This is a genomic window from uncultured Corynebacterium sp. (assembly GCF_946998835.1).
Lineage (GTDB): Bacteria > Actinomycetota > Actinomycetes > Mycobacteriales > Mycobacteriaceae > Corynebacterium.
Genome location: NZ_CAMQAZ010000008.1, coordinates 37,332 through 52,663, shown reverse-complemented (window position 1 = coordinate 52,663; position 15,332 = coordinate 37,332). Strand labels below are relative to the sequence as shown.

The following is a 15,332-nucleotide window of genomic DNA, read 5'->3' as shown; positions in this document are numbered from 1 at the left end:
TTAGGCCTGCTCCTGGGCAGCCAGTTCTGCCGGGTGGAGTTCCTGCAGAGCCTTGACGCTCATCTCGCCGCCCCGCAGCGCCAGAATGCCCTGCAGCGCAGCAACGGCACCCTGAGCGGTGGTCACACAGGTGACACCCTGGCTCACAGCAGCGGCGCGAATCTCGTATCCGTCGGAGCGAGCACCGGCAGAACCCGACGGGGTGTTGATAATAATGTCAACCTCGCCGTCGCGAATCATGTCAACAATGTCGCGCTCGTCAGCTTGTGCATCGGAGTCAGTCGTGCGTTTTGCGACGACCTCACATTCAACACCGTTGCGACGCAGCATCCCCGCAGTACCTTCTGTTGCCAGAATGCGGAAGCCCATATCGGCCAGCGTGAGAATCGGGAAGACCAGGGTGCGCTTGTCGCGGTTGGCCAGCGAGACGAAGACAGTGCCTTCGGTCGGCAGCTCACCGAAACCGGCCAGCTCCCCCTTAGCGAATGCCGCACCGAAGTTGTCGGCCAGGCCCATGACCTCACCGGTGGACTTCATCTCCGGGCTCAGCAGGCTGTCGAGGGCGCGGCCCTCGAAGTCGCGGAAACGGTTGAACGGCAGGACAGCTTCCTTAACCGCAATCGGAGCGTCGGCAGGAAGGGAGCCACCGTCGAAGTTGGACGGAACCATGCCCTCTTCGCGCAGTTCCGCAATGGAGGCGCCCATCATGACACGGGACGCGGCCTTCGCCAGCGGAACCGAGGTTGCCTTGGAGACAAACGGCACGGTGCGAGATGCACGCGGGTTGGCCTCGATGACGTAGAGTGTCTCGTCCTTCAGCGCGTACTGAACGTTCATCAGGCCCTTGACGCCAATACCGTGTGCCAGTGCCTTGGTGGACTCACGCACCTTGTCGATGATGCCTCCGGACAGGGTCATCGGTGGCAACGCACATGCGGAGTCACCGGAGTGAATACCGGCTTCCTCGATGTGCTCCATAACACCGCCAAGGTAGACCTCTTCCCCATCACACAGTGCATCGACATCGATTTCGATAGCGCTGTCCAGGAAGCGGTCAACCAGCACCGGGTGCTCATTGGACAGCTCGGTAGCGCGGTTGATGTAGTCCTCCAGTGTGGCTTCGTCGTAGACGATTTCCATTCCACGGCCGCCGAGAACGTAGGACGGACGAACCAGTACTGGATAGCCGATCTCAGCCGCGACCTGACGAGCTTCTGCGAAGGAGGTAGCGGTACCGAACTCCGGTGCCGGCAGGTTGGCCTCAGCCAGAACCTTGCCGAACTCACCGCGGTCCTCAGCCAGGTCGATAGCCTCTGGGCTGGTGCCAACGATCGGGACACCTGCAGCCTGCAGACGCTCAGCCAGCCCCAGCGGAGTCTGACCACCGAGCTGAACAATAACGCCTGCGACCTTTCCGGACTGGCTCTCAGCGTGGTAGACCTCGAGGACATCCTCGAAGGTCAGCGGCTCGAAGTAGAGACGGTCTGCGGTGTCGTAGTCGGTAGAGACGGTTTCCGGGTTGCAGTTGACCATGACGGTCTCATAGCCAACGCGGGAGAGCTCCAGGGCCGCATGGACACAGGAGTAGTCGAACTCAATACCCTGACCAATGCGGTTCGGACCGGAGCCGAGAATAATGACCTTTTCCTTCTCGGACTGCGGAGCGACCTCAGACTCAGCAGCCGGATCCAGCTCGTATGCCGAGTAGTGGTACGGAGTCTGTGCCTCGAACTCAGCGGAGCAGGTATCGACGGTCTTGAACACCGGGTGGATATTCAGGCGCCAGCGCAGCTCGCGCACGCCATCTTCCCCGGCCAACTCCGGACGCAGCGCAGCAATCTGAGCGTCGGACAGGCCCCAGTACTTGGCCTCACGAAGCAGGTCAGAGGTGAGCACCGGAGCGTCGATAAGCGCCTTCCGGATGTCCTGCAGATTCTCCATCTCGGCGATGAACCACGGGTCCAGACCGGAGGCCTCGTGAATCTGCTCGATGGAAGCACCCAGGCGCTGAGCCAGCTCGACATCATAAATGCGGCCCTCAGTCGGACGCTTCAAGTCCTCGAGGACAGCGTCGACATCGTTTGCACGCTCACCTGCAAAGTTCTCATCCGGAACAGTCCAGAAACCAGCTGGCTTGTTTTCCAACGAGCGCATGACCTTACCGAGCGCGCCGATGTAGTTACGCCCAATAGCCATGGCCTCACCGACGGACTTCATAGTGGTGGTCAGGGTGTCGTCGGCACCCGGGAACTTCTCGAAAGCAAAGCGTGGAGCCTTGACAATCACGTAGTCCTGCACCGGCTCGAACGCAGCCGGGGTTTCACCGGTGATGTCGTTGGTGATCTCATCGAGGGTGTAGCCAATAGCGAGCTTGGCGGCAATCTTCGCAATCGGGAAGCCAGTTGCTTTGGAGGCCAGAGCGGACGAGCGGGAGACGCGCGGGTTCATCTCAATGGTGATGATGCGGCCGTCATCCGGGTTGATGGCGAACTGAATGTTACAACCACCGGTGTCGACGCCGACCTCGCGCAAAATAGCGATGCCCTGGTCACGCATGGTCTGGTACTCGCGATCGGTCAGAGTCATCGACGGAGCGACAGTGACCGAGTCACCGGTGTGAACACCGAGGGCATCAACGTTTTCAATGGAGCAGACAACGACGACATTGTCATCGCCATCGCGCATGAGCTCGAGCTCGAATTCCTTCCAGCCGAGGATAGATTCCTCAATCAGGACGTTGGCCTCAGGAGATGCGGCAAGACCGCCACCAGCAATACGGTCGAGGTCTTCCTGGTTGAATGCCAGACCGGAGCCCAGACCGCCCATGGTGAACGACGGGCGCACAACGACTGGCAGGCCGAGCTCAGCAACAGTCTCATGGACTTCATCCATGTTGTGGCAGACGCGGGAACGAGCGGATTCGCCACCAATCTTGGCGACGATGTCCTTGAACATCTGGCGATCCTCACCGCGCTGAATGGCCGGGATATCGGCACCAATCAGCTCGACGTTGTACTTCTCCAGAATGCCTTCGCGGTCCAGCTGGATAGCTGCGTTCAGTGCGGTCTGGCCACCGAGCGTTGCCAGGACAGCGTCAATCGGGTTGCCCTCTGCAGCTTCCTTAGCCAGGATCTTTTCGATGTACGTGGTTTCAATCGGCTCGATGTAGGTGGAGTCCGCGAACTCAGGGTCAGTCATAATCGTTGCCGGGTTGGAGTTGACCAGCGTGACTCGCAGGCCCTCTTCGCGCAGCACACGGCAAGCCTGGGTGCCGGAGTAGTCAAACTCGCAGGCCTGACCGATAACAATCGGGCCGGAGCCGATAACCAGTACGTGGTTGATGTCTGTACGACGTGGCATGGTGTTAGGTCCCTTAGCCCTTTCCTACTTGTTCGAGTTCTCGGTTGCGGACTTGTTGAAATCGACCTGCTGGATCAACTCCAGGAAGTCATCGAAAAGAGAGTGCGCATCGTGTGGGCCAGCTGCGGACTCTGGGTGGTACTGCACGGAGAAGGCCATACCGTTCTTCAGTGCAACGCCCTCCACAACATCGTCGTTAAGGCAGGTGTGCGTGACCTCTGCCTCGCCCCACGGAGTATCGAAGCTCTCTCCGGCCTTGCCTTCCAGCGCAAAGCCGTGGTTCTGAGCGGTGATGAAAATGCGGCCGGTGCGGTGGTCCTTCACCGGGACATTGACGCCGCGGTGACCGAAGACCAGCTTGTAGGTGTTCAGGCCGAAAGCGCGACCCAGAATCTGGTTACCGAAGCAAATACCAAACAGCGGCATGCCGTCATCGAGCGCAGCCTTGGCAACAGCAACCATCTCATCGGCAGTTGCCGGGTCGCCTGGGCCGTTGGACATGAAGACACCATCCGGTTGGTATTCCTTCTTAATGTCCTCGTACGGAGTGTTAGCCGGAACAACTACGACTTCCAGACCACGCTTAGCCAGCTCACGCGGAGTGTTGGACTTAATACCCAGGTCGTAAGCGACTACGCGGGCCTTCTTCTCCCCCTGTGCCTCCACAACGTAAGACTTATCGGTGCTGACCTCGCGAGCCAGGTCCGCGCCCTTCATCGCCGGCTGTGCGCGAACGATTTCCAGCAGCTTATCGACGGGCTGCTGCGCGTCCTCTCCGGAGAAAATACCGGCGGCAATCGAGCCGTTATCACGCAGATGACGAACCAGTGCGCGAGTATCAATCTGACGAATACCGATGATGCCCTGTGCCTTCAGCTCATCTTCCAAGCTCCGCTCCGAGCGCCAGTTGGAGGGAATGCGCGACAAGTCGCGAATAATAAAGCCAGCTGCCCAAATCTTGTTTCCACGGGACTCGTAGTCCTCGTCATTCCAACCGGTGTTACCGATCTGTGGTGCAGTGGCCACAACCAGCTGGCGGTGGTAGGACGGATCAGTCAGGGTCTCCTGGTAACCCGTCATAGCGGTGGTAAAAACAGCCTCACCCAGGGTCGTACCGGTGGCGCCAAAACCGCGTCCGCGGAACACTCGGCCATCTGCCAATACCAGGACTGCCGCTGTAGCGGCCGCGGCCTGCGACTCGTTGCTCACGTTATTGCCTTTCAGTTGGGTAGCGTGCGAGGAATTTACATTAATCATACGGGACGCATGTGAATTAATATGCGTTGACATGAATATTATCCAGCGACCTCTCCATTGAGAGCGGTTACCTTACCGCGCAGCACGGTGGCTGCTACGGATACGGCCATCTCCATGTCCTCATAAGGAGTGTTCTCAGACTTCGAGGCCAAGTCTTCGCCTCGGACCGTCCACTTCTTGCCCGGGTCAACGATGGTGAGGTTTGCAGGTTCACCAACGGCAATCGGTCGACCGTGGCCCGGCAGCTTTACAATCTGAGCCGGACGCTCACTCATAACCTTGGCCAGCCAACGCCAGTCACAATCACCCTTCAAGACAAACTCTTCGGCGATAATCGGCATGGAGGTCTCCAGCCCCAACATGCCAGGCTTGGCGTGTTCGAACTCGCAGCACTTCTCTTCCGAACCGTGCGGGGCGTGATCGGTGGCGACGCAGTCGATAGTGCCGTCGATAAGTGCCTGACGCAGAGCCAAAGTGTCACTGTGCTCACGCAGTGGCGGGTTGACGCGGTAGACGCCGTCGTAGGTCTCGAGCTTCTCATCAGTGAGAATCAGGTGATGCGGAGTGACCTCGGCGGTCAGTGGGATGTCATGCTCCTTGGCCCACTTGACCAGCTCAACAGTGCCTTCGGTGGATGCGTGGCAGATGTGCATGCGTCCGCCGTAGTCGCGAGCCATGATGGCATCGCGGGCAACAATGGATTCCTCGGCGACGCGCGGCCAGCCGGTCAGGCCGAGGCGGGCAGCAGTAGGGCCCTCGTGGGCAGAAGCATCCGAGGTCAGACGCGGATCTTCGCAGTGCTGCGCCAGAAGGACGTCCTCGCCCCGCGCGTATTCAATGGCACGACGCATGATCAGCGGATTATCAACGCACTTACCGTCGTCGGAGAACATGCGCACCTTGGCCTGCGAGTCGGCCATCATGCCGAACTCGGTCAGCGTCTCACCCTTCAGGCCCTTAGTAATAGAGCCGACCGGGTGAATATCACAGAGGTTTAGTGCCTGGCCCTTGAGCCATACTGACTCCGCGATCGATGGATCGTCGGTGACCGGTGCCGTATTCGCCATAGTAAACACTGCGGTGAACCCCCCGCGCGCCGCGGCGGCAGAACCGGTGGCCAGGGTTTCCGTATCCTCACGGCCTGGCTCGCGGAGGTGCACGTGGATGTCAACCAAACCGGGCAGAAGCACGAGGGAGTCGAATTCAAGAACCTCGGCGCCGGCGTTGGCTTCGAGGTCGGTACCAATTTCAGCGATGATGCCGCCCTCAATCAAAACGTCGACGTCTTCGCCCTCACCGTAGGGACGCACACCCTTGAGCAGCAACTGGCCTCGTGCGGACGCAGCCAGTGGCCCTACCTCGGGGTACGAGGCTTCGTCATACTCATTGCGATTCGACATTTATGCCTGTCCTTCCAAATTGGCGGAAACACCTGAGGTCAGCAGTGTGAAAAGAACTGCCATGCGGACGTGGACGCCGTTGGCAACCTGCTGCAGCACAGCGGTTCGCGGCAAATCAGCGACGGCATCGTTAATTTCCATGCCACGAAGCATCGGTCCTGGGTGCATAACGATGCAGTCGTCGCGAAGCATTTTCTCGCGAGCCTTCGACAGGCCGTAGCGCGTGGCGTATTCGCGGTGCGACGGGAAGAAGCCGCCATGCATGCGTTCCTGCTGAACGCGCAGCATCATGACGGCGTCGGCATCGCGAATCTCGTCTTCCATGCGGTACGCAACGCGAACCGGCCAAGTCTCGATACCGAACGGGAGAAGCGTCGGCGGAGCAACGAAAACGACCTCAGCGCCGAGCTTGCTCAGCAGATCAGCATTCGAGCGAGCCACGCGGGAGTGCAGAATATCGCCAACAATAACGACCTTGCGCCCTTCAATTCCGCCGAGACGCTGTCGCAGAGTCACCGCGTCCAGGAGAGCCTGCGTGGGGTGCTGGTGCTTGCCGTCACCCGCGTTGATGATCGATGGGCCGTTGCCAAACTCCTCAGTCCACTTGGCAATCAGCTGTGCCGCCCCCGATGATGGATGCCTAACGACGATGGCATCGCCGCCGATAGCATCCAAAGTCAGCGCGGTATCCTTCAGACTCTCGCCCTTTTTCACTGAGGAAGAAGATGCCGAGATATTGATGACATCAGCACTCATCCACTTACCGGCAGTCTCGAAAGATGAACGCGTACGAGTGGAGTTCTCGTAAAAGAGGTTGTAAATGGTGCGACCGCGCAGGGTCGGCAGCTTCTTGATTTCGCGTCCCCGGATGACCTCCTTGAAACGGTCAGCCTCATCCATAAGGCCGACAATCTCATCTTTGGTCAGATCCGAGATGCTAATTAGGTGTTTCACTGTTCCTCCGCCCGAGTGAGAATGACCGCGTCACGGCCGTCCAGTGCCTCTACCAGCACGTCGACGTCTTCGTCGCGGGAAGTTGGCAGATTCTTACCGACGTAATCGGCGCGAATTGGTAGTTGACGGTGACCACGGTCGACCAACACAGCAAGCTGGATTGACCGCGGGCGGCCGATGTCAGCAATAGCGTCAAGTGCAGCGCGAATGGTGCGGCCGGAGAAAAGGACATCGTCAACGAGGACGACGGTCGTGCCATCGATTCCGGAATTCGGAATGTTAGTAGGTTGCAGGGCTCGGTGCGGGCCCTTGCGTAGGTCATCCCGATACAGGGTGATATCCAGCGATCCAGTTTCAGGGCGGATGCCAGAGAATTGTTCAATCAAATCGGCCAGTTTCTCTGCCAGCGGTACGCCACCAGATGGAATGCCGAGGAGTACTACGCGCCCAGCATGTGGGCTATCCAGCGCAGTTTTTTCAATAATTTGGTGCGCGATGCGCGCGACGGTACGTGCAACTTCGTCTGCATTGAGCAGCTCAGTGGTTTGCGGCGTTCCTTCGCTCATCGTGACCTCCTTCCCCGCCTCTCAGTGCGGTCCGTTAAAGGATGTCTTGATTGTGAATATTTGATTATCAGCTTGTACGCTCCGCAACCGCAGTCGCGGGGCAAACTTCCGCCAATCAGAATAGCACTCGCACTCTAATTGCCTCTAAATGCAACAAAACTCCAAGCCCCCAAAATGGGACTTGGAGTTTTCTAGAACAGACGGTTCTCGTGTGGAACCCACCTCATCGGCAGCTCGTCTAGTCGGCTCGGCCAACCGCAGTTAACCGCTAGGAATCCTGCTCGCTCTTAGCCACGTCTAAAGCAACCAGCTTGGCAATATCGCTCATGTCCAGGCCGGTAATCTTAGCCATCTCATCGGAGTCAGCCAATGCCTTGTCAGCTTCCTCATTTGCAGCAGCCTGTGCCTGGATAGCCTCGTCGAACTGGGACTCGCCCACCGAAGTGCTCACAGCTGCGGCAGCCAGGCGGGCCTGGTCTGCAATCTTGGCCTCGGCATCGAGTACAGCATTGATGTACGGTGCTGCCACATCTGTGGAGTATTCCGATGCCAGCTCAACGCCTTCCACCACGGCCACGCGTGGAGGTACGTCGGAGTTGTAGAACAGCTCCCAGGTGGATAGGCGCAAAATGGCGCGGTCTACTGCTGGCAGACGGCGCAGCGGCCATTCCTCAGTCAGATATGAAGAAATCGTCGAGTCGATACCAATGATTTCCGCAGCGACACCGCGCACAATCTGCTCGGTGTACTCCGCAATCGGATTCACATCCAAATCGGGGTTACGGACCATTTCCAGCCGCTCTTCAAGAAGCTTGACGACGTCGACGCCCCGCTGCTCGGCCTCAAAAAGCAGATCTACCGCGCGACGACGCGCACGGTAGCGCGCGCCATGGCGTTTGTAGTTGGGTTCGCGAACTTTCGCGGACTCGTGCGCATCCGAGGTCTCGACGGACTTGGAATCCTTTTCAGTCATGGATGTGTATGTATCGCTCTCAGCAAAAGGGTGAAATAGATGAGGGAATTAGTGGTTGACGCGGGAGAGGTAAGAACCGTCGCGGGTATCGACCTTCAGCACGTCACCGGTCTCAATGAACAGCGGCACCTGAATCTCAGCGCCAGTTTCCATGGTTGCCGGCTTGGTACCACCGGTGGAGCGGTCACCCTGAAGACCCGGGTCCGTGTGTTCAACCTTCAGCTCGACCGAAACAGGCATTTCGGCGAAGAGGACGTTGCCCTCGTGGAAGGATACCTGGCAGGTGGTCTCCGGAAGCAGGAACTTAGCACCTTCCGGCATCTGAGCGTCCAGAATGGAAATCTGGTCGTAGGTCTTGTCGTCCATGAAAACGTAGCCGTCACCGTCGTGGTACAGGTAGGTCATGTCACGGCGGTCGACGTTTGCAGTCTCGATCTTGACGCCAGCGTTGAAAGTCTTGTCAACAACCTTGCCAGTCAGAACGTCCTTCAGCTTGGTGCGGACGAAGGCCGGACCCTTACCTGGCTTGACGTGCTGGAACTCCACAATCTGCTGAAGCTTGTTATCGTGCTTGATAACTAGACCGTTTTTAAAATCTGCGGTGGTAGCCAACTAAACTCTCCTGAAATTGTTAAAAAGCTCTCTGACGAAACCACGATACTCCGTATCTCATCGAGAGAAAAATAAAACGCCGCAATACTAAGCTCGCGGCTTAGGCAGCTGTGTAATGTTTTCCGGTTCGCCATCAGTAATAATCAACGTGTCTTCGATACGCACGCCACCGAACCCCGGCACATAAATTCCAGGTTCGATTGTCAATGTCATGCCTGCAGCCAGTTTTCCTTTGCCTGTACGAGCAGCAAACGGTGCCTCGTGCACCTCAATACCGATCCCATGCCCGGTGGAATGGACGAAAAACTCGCCATAACCAGCCTTTTCAATAATGCCACGGCACGTCGCATCTACATCGACCACATCCGCGCCCGGCACTGCAGCCTTAACACCGGCCAGTTGCGCTTCCAAAACGACGTTGTAAAGCTCGCGGGACTTCTCGTCTGCGAACTCGACACCGGCAACGATTGCATCGTCCTGGCTTGACGACGTTTCCGCCACACCCGCAAAAAGTGTACGCGTCATATCGGAGTTGTACCCCTCGGCGAAGGCACCAAAGTCGATTGTGACCAGGTCGCCTGCCTCAATAATGCGATCTTCCGCGCCGTGGTGGGGCTTCGCCGAATTTGGGCCACTGGCGACAATCGTGTCAAAGCTTGGCCGGTCTGCGCCATGCATGCGCATGCGGTATTCCAGCTCGGCGGCCACTTCGCGCTCCGTGCGGCCTGCCACCACAATGCCGTCGTTAAGCAGATCTTCAAATGCGCGCACAGCGATGTCGGCAACGTGGCGTAGTGCGACTAGCTCAGCTTCGGACTTGACCTCGCGAAGCCTAGCCACGATGCCCGTGGTCGGCATCAGCTCCAGTGCCTGCGGCCGCGCATCATCGAGTTCCTGGTAAGCAGCCATGGTGAGCAACTCGGATTCGATGCCTAAGCGCGCGATGTCCAACTTCCGCGCTTGACCCACGAGCGCCACACCGGTGTTGCGAGCTGTGAGCAACTCCACGTCCGGCGCTTGCTTGCCAGCCTGAACCGTATAGCGGCCGTCGGTGGAAAGCAGCGCCTCCCCACTCGCCGCAACAATAAGACCAGCATTCGAGCCGTGGAAACCAGTAAGCCAACCCACATGCGTCGGGTCAACAGTGAGGAAACCATCGCAATCGTTATCGGACAAAGCAGCGACGAGGGCGGCTCTGCGGGCGGCGTGATCCGTGGAGTTGTCTGTCATAGTGTCGTACTTACCCTTCTCAGTGCCATCGAATAGCCATCAGTTCCACATCCGACGATAACGCCAGCGGCGAGCGCGGAGAGATACGAGTGGTGGCGGAACTCTTCGCGAGCGTGGATATTGGAAATGTGAACCTCGTGGAAGCCTGCTCCGTCAGCGATTTCGGCAAGCGCATCACGCAGGGCGACGGAAGTGTGGGTCAACCCGCCAGGGTTGATAATGACTGGCCAGTCGTAGTCTGCAGCTTCGTGAACCCACTCAATCAGCTGTCCCTCATAGTTGGATTGGCGGCAATCCACCACGACACCGAGTTCCTTGGCTAGGGTGCGAAGTTCACCTTCAACATCGGCTAATGTAGTGGCTCCGTAGATTTCCGGTTGCCGTTTTCCCAGGCGGTCAAGGTTTGGGCCGTTGAGGACCAACACGGTTGGCATCACGGCGGTGGCGTCAGTTGCTGCGCGAAGTGAAGTCATGAGCGTGCAGATTCCTCCGATGCGACCTGACCGTTGCTGCAGACCAGCTCGTAGGCACTCTCAAGGTCTCCGATCTCCGGTCCTTCAAGGCGAGCGGTTTTGCCTGCGCCCTCCAGGATGACAAAGCGGATTGCACCGTCGCGATTCTTTTTATCCCTGGTCATAGCATCGTAGAGGTCATTAAAACGACCTGCCTGGTAGGTTGTTGGTAGGCCCACAGACTCCAGGATGGCTCGGTGACGGTCGACGAGCTCCTGATTAATGTGCCCGGTGAGCTTAGCCAGTTCAGCGACGAAAATCATGCCCACAGCGACCGCATGACCGTGACGCCAACGGTAGTTTTCAAAGTGCTCGACGGCGTGACCGAAGGTATGTCCATAGTTGAGGATCTCTCGGAGGCCGGATTCCTTCAAATCCTCAGCGACGACACGGGCCTTGACAGCAATTGCACGCTCGACCAGTTCTGGTAGGTCACCGTCGACGTCGAGGCACGCCTGCGGGTTGGCTTCATAAAGGTCGAGGATCTTCGTGTCCGCGATGAAGCCAGCCTTGATAATCTCTGCCGAACCCGCAATCAGCTCAGCCTCCGGCAGGGTGCGCAGAACATCGAGATCGCAGAACACTGCCGCTGGCTCGTGGAACGCCCCGACCAGGTTCTTGCCTGCTGCAGTGTTGATGCCAGTCTTGCCACCGACCGCCGCGTCTACCATGCCAAGCAGCGTTGTCGGAACCTGAATTACCTTCACACCACGCATCCACGCCGCAGCGACGAATCCGCCGAAGTCCGTGGCAGCGCCCCCGCCGATGGCGATGACAGCATCACGGCGTCCCAAACCGCGCTCACCAAATGTATCCCACACAGTTTCGGCAACCGTGAGGGTTTTGCCCTCCTCGGCATCCGGAATCTGGATGCTGAAGGCATCAATGCCCTTGTCCTCCAGTGCCTTGATGACACCGAAACTCAGCTCTTGAACGCTGCCCTGGTGAATCACTGCGACCTGAGAGGCAAAGGTAGCAGCCTCCGCAATCTGCTCGGTGAGTCCATGCCCCATCGTCACGGTGTACGGGGAAGGGCCTTCAACACGGATGGTGCGGGTTGAGTTCATTGTCAGTCCCTAGTCGTTAGCGTAGAAAGTGTAGGAAATTACTGGTTATGCGGCTAAATGATTGGGGCCCGCCATGCGGGCGGCAGCAATTATGCTTCGTCGCAGGCCTCGTCTAGGTAGCTGAGAATCTCAGCTACGACACGCTGCGGAGAACGCTCGTCGGAACGCACCTTGAAACTGGCCGCATCTTCATAGAAAGCACGGCGGGCATCGTAGAGTGCCCGGTAATGCGCCTCAGGGTCATCAGCTTGCAGCACCGGACGCGAGTCGTTGCCGGAAGTGCGGCGTACTCCCTCGGCGACGCTGACCTCTAAGTAGACGACGTTGTGATCTCTCAGTAGCTCACGGGTCGCCGACGAGATCACAGCGCCGCCACCGAGCGAGACAATTCCATCGTGGGTCAGGGCTTCCGCCACAACCTGTTCCTCGATACGGCGAAACTCCGGTTCACCCAGCTCAGAGAAGACCTGCCCGCAGGCCTTTCCCATTCGCTGTTCAATCATTTCATCGGTATCGGTGAGTCTGGTGTTCAAGGCCCGGGACAGCCGACGGCCGATGGTGGACTTTCCCGACCCGGGAGGCCCGACAAGGACAATAGTAGGAACAGACATTCCCCTCGTTTTACCCTTCTTCGTGTGCGCGCCTTATGCGCTAATTCCAATCAAGGCGGCGTTGAGTCTGCTCCAGGTAGCCCTCAACGTTACGCTTGGTTTCCTCCAGACTGTCGCCACCAAATTTTTCCATCACGGCACGTGCCAAGACCAGCGCGACCATTGCTTCCGCTACAACTCCGCCAGCTGGAACAGCGCAAACATCGGAACGCTGGTGAATTGCGGTGGCGGCCTCGCCGCTGGCCATATCGACGGTCTTCAGAGCGCGCGGGACAGTCGAAATCGGCTTCAACGCAGCACGAACAACGAGCGGTTGTGCGTTGGTCATGCCACCCTCCAGGCCGCCGGCGCGGTTAGTTTCGCGGTCGACACCGTCGTCGGTACGTACCATTTCATCGTGTGCCTCGGTGCCACGGCGACGAGCTTCCTCGAAACCGTCACCGATTTCCACGCCCTTGACGGACTGAATACCCATCAGTGCGCCCGCGAGCTGCGAATCTAAACGAGCATCGCCAGAAATGTGCGACCCCAGCCCCACCGGGAGGCCATGCACGACGACCTCAACGATGCCGCCGAGGGTATCCCCCTGCTTCTTCGCGGCCTTGATTTCCTCAATCATCGACTCTTCTGCTGCTGCGGAGAAGGCGCGCACCGGTGATTCGTCAATTTTGTCCTGATTGGCGAAGGTCGGCAGCGGCCCTTCGTAAGGTTCAGAGCGACCAATAGAGATAACGTGGCTGACGACCTCCACACCGAGCGTCTCACGCAAAATCGAGCGGGCGACGACCGAAGCCGCCACACGTGCTGCTGTCTCACGAGCCGAGGAGCGCTCCAGAATATTGCGGGCATCGGTGTGGTTGTATTTCAGCATGCCGTTGAAATCGGCATGGCCCGGACGCGGGCGGGTCAGAGTTGCACCACGAGCGGTGTCCAAAGCGGCCGGATCGACCGAATCCGGGCTCATCACCTCGGTCCACTTGGGCCATTCAGAGTTACCGATCATGATGCCGATTGGCGATCCCAGCGTTTCACCATGTCGAATGCCAGTCAGCAGTGTGACCTCATCAGCCTCAAACTTCATTCGCGCCCCACGCCCATAGCCCAGGCGGCGGCGTGCGAGGTGGCGTGATACGTCATCTGTATTCAGGGGAAGTCCGGCCGGCGCACCCTCTACAAGAGCAATGAGCGCTTTGCCGTGAGATTCACCCGCGGTAGTCCAACGAAGCATAGGTATCATAATGTCACGTTTCCGATATTTCTTGTGCATTTGGGGGCATTGAACATTCAAATGTTGCGCATTTCGTCGCACCTGGTCGGCCCCCTTCACACACCGCTTGCCCAACCCCCACTAAAGCCACATACGATGCCCGCTGCTAAAAGCATCGCGGGCCCATGCGGGACGCTGTCAGATATCGACGTCATTATCGTTTTACGACGATTGCCGTGATTCCTCCTCCCCGCGATAAATCCGGCTATGAGGAGAGTTAGAACTGCGGCCAGCACGATTGCAGCCCCAATGAAAACTGCTGCGGCCACAGCATCCCCTGCAGCCATACCGACACCGCCACCGAGGATAGCTGCGAGCTTTACGTCTCCTGCCCCTATGGACCGCGGAACCAGCAAGAATGCCAGTAAGTAGGCCCCAAACCAGAGTCCAGCACCTGCTCCCACAGAACTAACTACGGTGGCGGGGTCGCCACTCGTCGCGGCGGCTCGTAGGAGCGCCACCCCGAAACCCATGGCCAGGCCTACCGCTCCCCCTAACAACCACCAGTTCGGCAGCCGCCGCTGCGTAAGATCGAACCAACAGCCAATGCCGCCCCAGCTGAGTGCAATCGGCACACATAGTAAAAAGAAAACCCGGTCCAGGCTGACCGGGTCCATTGGGTGCTGTCCACTTCGAGACAGCACTAACTCAGTTATTCCCCACCCCATAGAACCGGAATTGTAGCCGGTGTCGGCTAGTTCGGCAGTGCCGCACGCATCGCTTCGACATCCGGAGTGCGCCCGGTGAACTGTTCAAACTGTCCAACCGCTTGATGTAGCAGCATAGAAAGGCCGCCTACCGCCTCTGCTCCACGACGTTGCGCTGCCTTCACCAGAGGTGTCGGCCAAGGATCGTAAATGACGTCGAGAATCTTCGGGGCCCGAGCTAGGTAACCTGTAACCGATTCAACTGCGGTTGACGGCACCGTGGAGACCAACACATCGGCATTGCCCGCAATATCCGCCAGATTCGGAACGTCGAAAGTCACCCAAGCAAATTCGATGCCCAGCGCGGCAGCAAGCGGTTCGATATCGAATGCACGCTCCGAACGCGCGACGACGGTCACATGATTCACGCCTAGCTGAGACAGCGCCCAGAGCGCCGGTCGAGCCGTACCTCCAGCACCAACAACAATGGCTCGGCCACGTGGTGCACTCGTGCAGTCAATCTCGCGCAAAGCCCCCAACACACCATCGCCGTCAGTGTTATCGGCAAACCACCCCGAACCGCGACGGACCAAAGTGTTAGCTGAGCCGATTAGGCGTGCGCGGTCACTGGCTTCATCGGCAAAGTCCAGTGCAGCAAACTTGCCCGGCATCGTGACAGAGAACCCCTGAAAGCTGGTGTCTGCGTTCCCCACGACGTCGGCAAGCTCTTCGGCGTTGCAACGAATGCGGTCGTAATGCCAGTCATCCATACCCGCAGCACGATAGGCAGCGTTGTGAATCGCCGGTGAATACGAATGCTCGATGGGGTCTCCGAGCACAGCTGCACGATGAGTGATGGACATGGGAGCTCTACCC

The 15,332-nt window shown here is 58.5% G+C and carries 14 protein-coding genes; all 14 read right to left on the bottom strand.

Annotation, left to right across the window (positions count from 1 at the left end):
• The 14 genes from carB to Q0U90_RS04315 all read right to left on the bottom strand — a co-directional run bounded on the left by carB (position 1) and on the right by Q0U90_RS04315 (position 15,319).
• Positions 1 to 3,360 (bottom strand): carbamoyl-phosphate synthase large subunit, encoded by a 3,360-nt coding sequence (gene carB, locus Q0U90_RS04375; RefSeq protein ID WP_297452085.1) that lies wholly within the window; start codon positions 3,358 to 3,360, stop codon positions 1 to 3.
• A 24-nt stretch (positions 3,361 to 3,384) separates the two neighbouring features.
• On the bottom strand, positions 3,385 to 4,569 hold the full coding sequence (gene carA / locus Q0U90_RS04370; protein ID WP_297452083.1) for a glutamine-hydrolyzing carbamoyl-phosphate synthase small subunit: 1,185 nt from the start codon (positions 4,567 to 4,569) through the stop codon (positions 3,385 to 3,387).
• Positions 4,570 to 4,655: 86 nt separating this feature from the next.
• A complete protein-coding gene (locus Q0U90_RS04365; protein WP_297452081.1) occupies positions 4,656 to 6,017 on the bottom strand; it encodes a dihydroorotase in 1,362 nt (453 codons plus the stop codon).
• Positions 6,018 to 6,971: an aspartate carbamoyltransferase catalytic subunit gene (locus tag Q0U90_RS04360; RefSeq protein ID WP_297452079.1), complete on the bottom strand. Its 954-nt coding sequence runs from the start codon at positions 6,969 to 6,971 to the stop codon at positions 6,018 to 6,020.
• A complete protein-coding gene (pyrR, locus tag Q0U90_RS04355) occupies positions 6,968 to 7,537 on the bottom strand; it encodes a bifunctional pyr operon transcriptional regulator/uracil phosphoribosyltransferase PyrR (protein ID WP_297452077.1) in 570 nt (189 codons plus the stop codon). The genes Q0U90_RS04360 and pyrR overlap by 4 nt, the downstream gene beginning before the upstream one ends.
• Positions 7,538 to 7,805: 268 nt before the next feature.
• On the bottom strand, positions 7,806 to 8,510 hold the full coding sequence (gene nusB / locus Q0U90_RS04350) for a transcription antitermination factor NusB (RefSeq protein ID WP_297452075.1): 705 nt from the start codon (positions 8,508 to 8,510) through the stop codon (positions 7,806 to 7,808).
• A 48-nt stretch (positions 8,511 to 8,558) separates the two neighbouring features.
• Positions 8,559 to 9,122: an elongation factor P gene (gene efp, locus Q0U90_RS04345; protein ID WP_297452073.1), complete on the bottom strand. Its 564-nt coding sequence runs from the start codon at positions 9,120 to 9,122 to the stop codon at positions 8,559 to 8,561.
• Positions 9,123 to 9,209: 87 nt separating this feature from the next.
• Complete coding sequence (locus Q0U90_RS04340) at positions 9,210 to 10,352, bottom strand: aminopeptidase P family protein (RefSeq protein WP_297452071.1); 1,143 nt, start codon at positions 10,350 to 10,352, stop codon at positions 9,210 to 9,212.
• Positions 10,349 to 10,786 (bottom strand): type II 3-dehydroquinate dehydratase, encoded by a 438-nt coding sequence (aroQ, locus tag Q0U90_RS04335; protein WP_297452167.1) that lies wholly within the window; start codon positions 10,784 to 10,786, stop codon positions 10,349 to 10,351. Before aroQ ends, Q0U90_RS04340 begins: the two co-directional genes overlap by 4 nt.
• Positions 10,787 to 10,821: 35 nt before the next feature.
• Positions 10,822 to 11,931 (bottom strand): 3-dehydroquinate synthase, encoded by a 1,110-nt coding sequence (gene aroB, locus Q0U90_RS04330; protein ID WP_297452069.1) that lies wholly within the window; start codon positions 11,929 to 11,931, stop codon positions 10,822 to 10,824.
• A gap of 89 nt (positions 11,932 to 12,020) precedes the next feature.
• On the bottom strand, positions 12,021 to 12,542 hold the full coding sequence (locus tag Q0U90_RS04325; RefSeq protein ID WP_297452067.1) for a shikimate kinase: 522 nt from the start codon (positions 12,540 to 12,542) through the stop codon (positions 12,021 to 12,023).
• A gap of 40 nt (positions 12,543 to 12,582) precedes the next feature.
• A complete protein-coding gene (gene aroC / locus Q0U90_RS04320) occupies positions 12,583 to 13,770 on the bottom strand; it encodes a chorismate synthase (protein WP_297452065.1) in 1,188 nt (395 codons plus the stop codon).
• Positions 13,771 to 13,865: 95 nt separating this feature from the next.
• Positions 13,866 to 14,426, bottom strand: a complete 561-nt coding sequence (locus Q0U90_RS11620; RefSeq protein WP_366516625.1) for a prepilin peptidase — start codon at positions 14,424 to 14,426, stop codon at positions 13,866 to 13,868.
• A 77-nt stretch (positions 14,427 to 14,503) separates the two neighbouring features.
• Entirely contained in the window at positions 14,504 to 15,319 is an 816-nt protein-coding gene (locus Q0U90_RS04315) for a shikimate dehydrogenase (RefSeq protein ID WP_297452063.1), read from the bottom strand.
• Positions 15,320 to 15,332: the final 13 nt, after the last annotated feature.

Excerpts from the sequence above, each read along its gene's own strand:
- Q0U90_RS04325 (WP_297452067.1), bottom strand. The coding sequence starts at position 12,542 with ATGTCTGTTCCTACTATTGTCCTTGTCGGGCCTCCCGGGTCGGGAAAG.
- Q0U90_RS04340 (WP_297452071.1), bottom strand. The coding sequence starts at position 10,352 with ATGACAGACAACTCCACGGATCACGCCGCCCGCAGAGCCGCCCTCGTC.
- pyrR (WP_297452077.1), bottom strand. The coding sequence starts at position 7,537 with ATGAGCGAAGGAACGCCGCAAACCACTGAGCTGCTCAATGCAGACGAA.
- Q0U90_RS04365 (WP_297452081.1), bottom strand. The coding sequence starts at position 6,017 with ATGTCGAATCGCAATGAGTATGACGAAGCCTCGTACCCCGAGGTAGGG.
- Q0U90_RS11620 (WP_366516625.1), bottom strand. The coding sequence starts at position 14,426 with ATGGACCCGGTCAGCCTGGACCGGGTTTTCTTTTTACTATGTGTGCCG.
- aroQ (WP_297452167.1), bottom strand. The coding sequence starts at position 10,786 with ATGCCAACCGTGTTGGTCCTCAACGGCCCAAACCTTGACCGCCTGGGA.
- aroC (WP_297452065.1), bottom strand. The coding sequence starts at position 13,770 with ATGCTTCGTTGGACTACCGCGGGTGAATCTCACGGCAAAGCGCTCATT.
- carB (WP_297452085.1), bottom strand. The coding sequence starts at position 3,360 with ATGCCACGTCGTACAGACATCAACCACGTACTGGTTATCGGCTCCGGC.
- aroB (WP_297452069.1), bottom strand. The coding sequence starts at position 11,931 with ATGAACTCAACCCGCACCATCCGTGTTGAAGGCCCTTCCCCGTACACC.
- Q0U90_RS04315 (WP_297452063.1), bottom strand. The coding sequence starts at position 15,319 with ATGTCCATCACTCATCGTGCAGCTGTGCTCGGAGACCCCATCGAGCAT.
- nusB (WP_297452075.1), bottom strand. The coding sequence starts at position 8,510 with ATGACTGAAAAGGATTCCAAGTCCGTCGAGACCTCGGATGCGCACGAG.